The organism is Paenibacillus cisolokensis, assembly GCF_018403665.1.
GTDB classification, from domain to species: domain Bacteria; phylum Bacillota; class Bacilli; order Paenibacillales; family Paenibacillaceae; genus Paenibacillus_AH; species Paenibacillus_AH cisolokensis.
Map to the genome: position 1 here is coordinate 1 of NZ_BOVJ01000110.1, position 7,252 is coordinate 7,252.

Genomic DNA, 7,252 nt, shown 5'->3' on the forward strand with positions numbered 1-7,252 from the left:
TTTTTAGCCGCCGTCTCCCTTCGTAAGCCCTCCGTATTTCATCCGGTCGCCGCCAGTCGTTGACGTCCTTGTACCGCGTCGGCACTAACGCAATTGACACGTCAATCTTGCCGCGCAGCTCCGCCACGACACGGTTTCGCCACGTCCGTCCTGCGTTGTCGTTGTCGCGAAACAACGTTACCTCTTCGATAGGCGACCGTAACAATAAATCGCGCTTGGCCGCATTAAACGCCGTTCCGCCTGTCGCGATCGCGAATATGCCCGCGGACATCAACGTAAGCGCGTCGATCTCGGCCTCGACGATAGCCGCCCGCTTTATCCGGCGCGAATAGGCGATGTCGATCCCGTACAGCATTTCACGGATCGGCCGCGCCCCACTTTCGTACCAAAACGCCTTTGAGTTGACGCTTCGGTACTTGACGTTGCCGAGCGTACCGTCCGCGTTAAACCACGGAATCGTAACGGCCTGCCGCTCTCTGTCGTAGCCAATCCGCATCAGCCGCTGTACGTCCTCGCTTATGCCGCGCCCGCCTAAATACAGATGTCGGTACAGGTAACGGCCCAAGAGCGCTGCGTCAATTCGTCGCAATTTCGGCCGTGCCCCGCCTAGTTTCGGAAGACGAAGCGTAATATCATCGCCATCGGCCGGTATATCCCCGTATTTGGCCGCCAAGTAATCGCGCGTTTCTTCGTACGTTTCGTCGCGCAGGAACGCCAGCAATTTGACGAAGTTTCCGCTCGCCCATTCCGGATCAACCGCGCCATAGTCACGCCAGCCGCCATGTTCGAAGATGACCGCGAATGACGGGTGCCGCTCGTAGCGGAACGGACTGGCTGCGATCAATTTTTCGTCGGTCCATGTCGCGTTTACCCACGTAAATTGTTCGAGTTCGGCACGGAAGTCGACCGGAAGCATCAGAATACCCCCGTAAACTTCGCCGCTTCGTCCACCGCGTTCGGCTCACGGACAATGCCGTACTTCGGAAGGTAAACGATTTCAATGCGTGCGTCTTCGCCGCCGCTGCGTCCTTTGCTGATATCGATTACGCCGCGCCCTTCGTGAGCTAACGTGTCAATACCGATCAAGGCCGCGCCATCTTCGAGCAGCTGCATCGTCTTCTTCACTTCGGCACGTTTCGGCGGTCTTAGTTCGCGAGTTCCGTCGTCGCTTTTTTCGCTCGAGTCTTCGTCGGCTTGCGTTATTGCAATCGTCAGGACATCGAGCGCACCCGTAAGTCTCCGTAATTTTTTGGATGTTTCCGCCGCGTCGCCGCCCGCCGTTTTCGACGTATTGCTTTCATAGTCGAGATAATAAAACGGGTCGATAATAACAACGTCAGCTCCCGTCTCGATTATGTCGGCCTTTAGCGCGTCAAGGCTGCGGTCGAGAAAGTCGGCGTCGTTTGTAGCGCGGAGGATGATTCGTCCGGGAATTATATCGTTCAATCCCGTAACAAACCGTTCGAACGCGGCTTCGTACTCCGGCGTCAAGCGTGCGCCTTGTAGCGCATTAACGTCGAAACCAGCATCGTAATCAACGCCGTCAATTTCCGCCTTAATACCAACGCCGACTCGCGCGCTGATGGACGAAAATGCCCGCGCCATCCACTCGAACCAAGACATTTCCAATGCGTAGACAAGTACGGTCGCCCCCTGCCACGCGAATTCGATCGCCTCTTCCATCGTTATGACGGACTTGCCGCGCCCTGATCTCGCGTAGAAAACGTACATATTTGACGAAAAGTACCCGCCAATCGCCTCGTTGACGCTCGGAAATTTTGACCGCCATACTCGACCGGACAGCCCGGCGGCGCGCGCCCGATATTCCGCGAGAAACTTGTCGGCGTGCTGCGAGATGTCAATTCCTACCGCACGTCGAACGTCTGTTCCCATTTTAATATCGGACAGGCGTTTAGTCAATAACGATACAAAGTCGTCAATGGTCGCCGTCTTTCCGATTTCCGCAAATTTAGCGGCGATCTCGCCCTTTTCGTCCGCGAAAAATTCGCTCAATTGACGCTTTCCGTACGATTCCTTCAACTTGCGCGCCAAATACTCGAACGAATCCGAAATTTGCGGTAGGTACGTAAAGTCCGGCACACGCTCGACCGCGACGGCATACGACGGGGCGGCCCCGCCATTTGCGCGCTGTACGATCGGATAAAATCGTACATCTGACGCGCTGGCTCTGACGCAAAGTGTTCGCGCAATATTCCGTAACGGTCCAGCACCGACGGGTCGTTCTCGTCAATAATCTTCGACAGAAGCGGTTCTTCAACGCTCATTTTCCGTTCCCTCCCTTCGTTGTAGTCCGCGTTTTGAGCCGCCTTTAAACGTCAGCACCGCGCATAAGTCCCGCATTCGGTCCGCCAGTCGCGCCGGCACTTCGCGAAATACGTCGTTTATCTCGGACAGCGGGATATTCGACGTATACACGGTCGGCAATCCGGCAGTGACTCGCGCGTTAATAATCCGATGCAAGTCAGCGCGAAACGCCTCGCTGCACTCACGGACTCCGATATCGTCAAGCACGACGAAAGGCGCGGTCATTGCCCGTTTTTGTGCGCGATAGTAACGTTCGGCAGCCGGTTCCGCAATTTCATCCGGTATACGCGGCCGGTTGAACTCGTTGAAGTCCGATTGCCACGCGTTAACATCGAGAAAGTACGCGGGGACTTCGGCCGGTTGGCGGCCCCGTTTAATCGCGCCTATATAATGACGGACAATGTATTCGTTAAGGACCGCAGCGGCCGTCGTCGTCTTACCGGTGCCCGGCTCGTGCGAATACAGATATAACGACTTGATCGGCGCGGCGTCGTCGTCAAACTGGCGCGCAAACGTCGCGGCATATTCCGAAAGCAGCTCGTAAATTTCCGGCTGTCCTTCGCGGGCCGGCGAATTGTCCAGCGTCAGCATACGATACATCTGCGGTACATTTGCGCGCCTTTCCCGACCGCTAACTCCGATAAACGTCGCGCATGTACGGTTGCATACGTCAGAGTCGGCGGCCGCGCAGTATTTAGCGAGCAAGCAGCGTTTCGAAAACGTCAATCATCACGCCCTCCCTCCGTCAATTAATCGTAAGTAATTCGCGAGCCACACGCGACGCAAACGGTGATTACCGCGAATATCCGCAATATCGGCCAGGTCCAGAAAGATACGGGCCGGCGCGTTGGCGTAGTCAATTAACGACAGGCTCACGTTTGAACACCTCGCGATAAGCCGCGTCAATTGCGCGGATTTCGGGCAGCGGGTCGCGCAGTAATAGCGCTAATTGAACGGACACAACGTAATACCACTGCGCGACTTGCCGCTGTGCATCGTCAGACAATACCGGATTAAGACGTATCAGATCGAAATGGTGGCGATAGTCCGTATTCATCGCGTCATCACCTCTCTAATGTAATATCACGCGCTTGAACGTTCATCATTATATACGCGCCATCGCCATACGTCCGCCTCGCCCACTCATACGCCTGTTGTCGTGATCTCGCGTAAATAATTTCAACAAGCTGCGTCCCGTTAACGTATACAGCGAACGTATTATGCGCTAACGGCCTGCCAATTCGAATCATCGTGCGGCCACCTCCGCCAGCCGAACGAGACGGTCCGCCTGCTGACGGGACAGTCCGACCAGCGCGATAAATTCGCCGAAGCCGCCGATATGGTCCGCTAGGCCGGCGTCTTTAATACGTTTCAGCTCGCGGCCGAATTCGAGGAGTTGCGTTAAGCTTGCGCGTTTCATATCCACATCAACCTCCGCACGCCCAGAATTTTACCATCCGGATCACGTACAACGCTCGCCGGGCCGCTGTCCGGTACGAGAATGTCCGTACGTTTTACGCCAGCTGCCGCTAGTGCCTGCGCGACGACGATCGATACGATATTATAGACGTCAGGTTGTTCCGGCGGCAGCCCGTCGACTTCGCCGTATTCCGTAAGTACGACGGGGATTCCGTTAACGGGTGACTGCGGTTTAGCCGTTTGGGCGACGCGCGCTACTACGCCGGATGCCGGGATGCTGGCGATAATGTCCGTACCCTCCGCGTTGTAAATTACGACCTCGTGCGGTGTAAGATTGGTAATGATCGTCATTGTTTCGTTCTCCTTTCGTTTTTAGCCGTTATAGACGCAAAACGCCTCGCGCCTGATACGGACCGTTAGGGGATCGGTCCTTTATCGTCAGCCTAGCGTAAGGGGTACGCCATAACTGCGACATATCGTGCGGAGGTTTTTGCTGCGTGGTCGGACAATGGGGCGTCCGAATATGTTACGAAGATTTGCGGCCAGAGGATGACGGCCTGTTTGCGCGGGGATGCGCGTTTGTGTTATAATGTTTCTACGAATTCCGACGCTTAGCTTCGCGTCTTTAAACTTCGTAACCTTATACTACACGAAGTTTTAAGTCATGTCAACAACTTTTTTGGAGGTTTTTATTATGGCTACACTTGGCTCTCGGTTTAAAGAACTTCGCGAAAAAGCCGGTAAGACTCAACGAGAAATGGCCGAAATTCTTAATCATAAGACAACTCGTCAAGTTCAGCGGATAGAGGCCGACGAAAGCACGTTGGACAGCAAACAAATTGTTATGCTCGCGGACTATTTCGGCGTATCCACCGATTACCTCCTCGGCCGCACCGACGATCCTACGTTCAACAAGTAATGTACGCGCCCTGTCCGAATTCCCACGCTCGCTACAAATATTCAGCCACCCGCGACTCGATAACGTCAAGCAACCAGGCCACCTCACGTTTATTAACGCGCCCCTTCGCCATCTCCCGTCGGATCGCCGCGACGCGATCGTCAATCTCTACGAACCCTTCACGCATGCCCTCCATCGTCATTTCGTACGACAGTAAATCGGAATCCGCCTTGACAGCGTTATAGTCCGCTTGCCGGATAAGCTCGCGCACGATCTCTTCCGCTTCAAATCCGAGACGTTCCCGGACCAAAGACGCAAAGTCTTCGTAATTGCGGACGTATTCGAAGCCGCCGTCCGGTAAATGGATTAATCCGAACATGACCGTCACAGCCACCCTTTCAATTCGTTATAATCCGTTTCCCCTGCGTCATTCTTCCGTTCTTTTTCCGCCAAAATCCGGGGCAACACCGCATTTAATCGGTACGCGACCGCAAAGCCGGCGGTCAAATACGGGTAATCACGCGACGGTCGGTATTCGCGGAATATTACGTCAAACGCCCGGTGCAGTGTTTCGGCCCCGTATTCCGTTAGTGCGCGTTTTAATACGCCTTGTTCAAAACGCCAATTTCTCATCGGCAAATACGGGTCGACTCCGTACAGTTCGCGGTTTCGGTCCGCGAAATAAGCGTGCAGCGTCCGGACGTTCCAGTATTCGTACGGGAGATTACGCCAGTCGTCCGTGTTACGTTTAGGCTTCGGCACGGTCGATCACCTCGCGTACGATTAGAGCCGCGATCTCTTCTGGCGTCATGTTCGGCAACGAACGGATGATTTCCGCGATTTTCGCTTCCTTCGGATCGCACGCTTCGTAACCATATTGAAGCGCGTTTACGAGGTCGATAAAGCTTGCTTTCCTTGCGTAATCGTAAAGGATACGGTCGGCCTCAGTATAGATACAATCCTCTTGCGGAATTTTCCACGCGATATAATCGATATCTCTGTGCTTCTCACGTACCTTATCGAGTGCGGCCGCAACTTTCGGCGGCAATTTAACTTTCGTCATTAGCGGACACCCCCAGCGATTCGCGGCATTTACGCAACATTTCGTCAAGTTGTACGTATGTGACGTCCTGGTTCGCGTAGCTGTCGCGTAGTGCGTACTTATACCATTTCAGACGGTAGCCGGTCGGCTTATATACGAAATTCGGCATTTCGCTGATTTCTTCGTCATCGCCCCAATAGTACGGCATAATACGGAACGTGTCGTTTTCGTAACAATAAAACGTTCCCCCTTCGCTGCCTTCGACGTTTCGTTCGAGTGACCGCAGCGTTTCGTCTTTGTCGTCGATGGGATTTCCGTAACAGTTAAATCCCATTTCGAAAAGATGCTCGCAAAACATGTCCTGCCAAGCGCGGTCAATCGGAACGCTCATCACGTTCTCAACGTCAAATCGCCCGCGTTCTACTTCTTGCGCAACCATTTCGAAGGCACGCGTTAAACTTTCGTCGAGATCGTAAAATCCATAGCGGCAGTTCGCGATTTGTTCGTAGAGATAATCGAGTAACGATTCCTTACAGATGTGATTACCCATTTACGACGCCTCCTTTATTCAATTACTCCAATTTCTTTGAGGATTTCGCGGGCGCGTTGGCCTCCGTCCATTTCATAAGGCGAGTAAACATTCTCCCAGTGCCGCGTGCTTTCGTCGAGTTTTTGATTCTCCTCGTCTGCATACCACCGCAACCCCTCGATCAGCTTTTCCCTGTCTTGCTGTGCGGATTGGAGTTGTTTTCGTTCCTCACGAAGTTGCTGATAAGCATCATCCACATCTTCCCGCATGTTGCGATTTAGACGCTTTAGCGTTTCGAGTTCCTCCCGCAGTTTCCGCTTTTCCTCGCGTTCGCGGTCGATTACGTCAAACAAGTCTTGGAATGCTTCTCCTGTTAGGGTGCCTCCAAATTGTTTTGCATATTGACTTATCGAACTAACTGGATCAGGCTTCGGTATTTCCTCAAGCCGTATCTCCGCTATCTTCTTTTCTCGGTCAGTCACGGTCCATCACCGCCAGTAGAGCAGCTTTACATATGGCTTCGGATGGTGTCTGCGCTTTTGCATATGCGATTTGCTCCGCCGGGTTTTCTTCATATACACCTACCGACGTTTCTTCGCATGCTTTCAGATCAATGCAAACGTAGTAGCCTTGCTTTTGCAGATGTATTGCAACTTCTAAAGCTGCTGATATATCGGCTGAGAATTCAGGGACCCTTCTCACAACGAGCGATTCGTGAGTTGTATAGTTGCATTCTAAGTCATGTCCGGGATTGAATTTCCCAGTGTACTTGGAATGAATATCCCATCCCATTACTTTTTCAGCCACCAGCGCATCTAAATCTCTACCGGCGGGCATCGACAATACTTTTCACGAGTCAATTGTTCAGTCATGGTTCGGTTCCTCCTGTTCCCGCGATTTTTGCCGTAGATACATGCACTCTTCTTTACAATAGCATGGGTCAGTTTTCGGACATTCGAGCATCCACCAAAGGGCCTCTTTTTCATTCATCCTTCGGTTCCTCCAGTCCGGCGACTTTGCCAGTTCCTTTACATGTCGG

13 protein-coding genes are annotated in these 7,252 nt (G+C 53.1%); 1 reads left to right on the plus strand and 12 read right to left on the minus strand.

Going from position 1 to position 7,252, the window contains the following annotated elements:
* From PACILC2_RS15565 to PACILC2_RS15590, 6 genes are all read right to left on the minus strand, one after another.
* Nucleotides 1–916 (minus strand): toprim domain-containing protein (locus tag PACILC2_RS15565; RefSeq protein WP_213529372.1); only part of this gene is annotated, 916 nt, incomplete at its 3' end.
* Nucleotides 916–2,100, minus strand: coding sequence for a DnaB-like helicase C-terminal domain-containing protein (locus tag PACILC2_RS15570; RefSeq protein ID WP_244863549.1), 1,185 nt, complete (start codon nt 2,098–2,100; stop codon nt 916–918). The genes PACILC2_RS15565 and PACILC2_RS15570, both read right to left, overlap by 1 nt.
* A gap of 174 nt (nt 2,101–2,274) precedes the next feature.
* The gene (locus tag PACILC2_RS15575; protein ID WP_213529373.1) at nt 2,275–3,051 is read right to left on the minus strand and encodes an ATP-binding protein; all 777 of its coding nucleotides are present in this window, start codon (nt 3,049–3,051) and stop codon (nt 2,275–2,277) included.
* Between the two features lie 130 nt (nt 3,052–3,181).
* The gene (locus tag PACILC2_RS15580; RefSeq protein ID WP_213529374.1) at nt 3,182–3,382 is read right to left on the minus strand and encodes a hypothetical protein; all 201 of its coding nucleotides are present in this window, start codon (nt 3,380–3,382) and stop codon (nt 3,182–3,184) included.
* Nucleotides 3,383–3,571: 189 nt separating this feature from the next.
* Nucleotides 3,572–3,745 carry a hypothetical protein gene (locus PACILC2_RS15585; RefSeq protein WP_213529375.1) on the minus strand — a complete coding sequence of 58 codons (174 nt, stop codon included), beginning with the start codon at nt 3,743–3,745 and terminating at the stop codon, nt 3,572–3,574.
* The gene (locus PACILC2_RS15590; protein WP_213529376.1) at nt 3,742–4,095 is read right to left on the minus strand and encodes a hypothetical protein; all 354 of its coding nucleotides are present in this window, start codon (nt 4,093–4,095) and stop codon (nt 3,742–3,744) included. Before PACILC2_RS15590 ends, PACILC2_RS15585 begins: the two co-directional genes overlap by 4 nt.
* Nucleotides 4,096–4,438: 343 nt before the next feature.
* Between PACILC2_RS15590 and PACILC2_RS15595 the strand changes: the two genes are divergently transcribed.
* Nucleotides 4,439–4,663: a helix-turn-helix domain-containing protein gene (locus PACILC2_RS15595; RefSeq protein WP_213529377.1), complete on the plus strand. Its 225-nt coding sequence runs from the start codon at nt 4,439–4,441 to the stop codon at nt 4,661–4,663.
* 31 nt (nt 4,664–4,694) lie between these two features.
* On the opposite strand, the gene PACILC2_RS15600 is transcribed toward PACILC2_RS15595, so the two are convergent.
* From PACILC2_RS15600 to PACILC2_RS15625, 6 genes are read right to left on the minus strand one after another with little or no spacing between them, the layout of a single operon-like run.
* Nucleotides 4,695–5,021 (minus strand): hypothetical protein, encoded by a 327-nt coding sequence (locus PACILC2_RS15600; RefSeq protein WP_213529378.1) that lies wholly within the window; start codon nt 5,019–5,021, stop codon nt 4,695–4,697.
* Nucleotides 5,022–5,026: 5 nt separating this feature from the next.
* Nucleotides 5,027–5,404 (minus strand): hypothetical protein, encoded by a 378-nt coding sequence (locus tag PACILC2_RS15605; protein WP_213529379.1) that lies wholly within the window; start codon nt 5,402–5,404, stop codon nt 5,027–5,029.
* The gene (locus PACILC2_RS15610) at nt 5,391–5,705 is read right to left on the minus strand and encodes a hypothetical protein (RefSeq protein WP_213529380.1); all 315 of its coding nucleotides are present in this window, start codon (nt 5,703–5,705) and stop codon (nt 5,391–5,393) included. Before PACILC2_RS15610 ends, PACILC2_RS15605 begins: the two co-directional genes overlap by 14 nt.
* The gene (locus PACILC2_RS15615) at nt 5,692–6,234 is read right to left on the minus strand and encodes a hypothetical protein (protein ID WP_213529381.1); all 543 of its coding nucleotides are present in this window, start codon (nt 6,232–6,234) and stop codon (nt 5,692–5,694) included. The genes PACILC2_RS15610 and PACILC2_RS15615 overlap by 14 nt, the downstream gene beginning before the upstream one ends.
* A gap of 14 nt (nt 6,235–6,248) precedes the next feature.
* Nucleotides 6,249–6,695, minus strand: coding sequence for an MreC domain-containing protein (locus PACILC2_RS15620; RefSeq protein ID WP_213529382.1), 447 nt, complete (start codon nt 6,693–6,695; stop codon nt 6,249–6,251).
* Complete coding sequence (locus tag PACILC2_RS15625) at nt 6,688–7,050, minus strand: BC1872 family protein (protein WP_213529383.1); 363 nt, start codon at nt 7,048–7,050, stop codon at nt 6,688–6,690. The genes PACILC2_RS15620 and PACILC2_RS15625 overlap by 8 nt, the downstream gene beginning before the upstream one ends.
* Nucleotides 7,051–7,252: the final 202 nt, after the last annotated feature.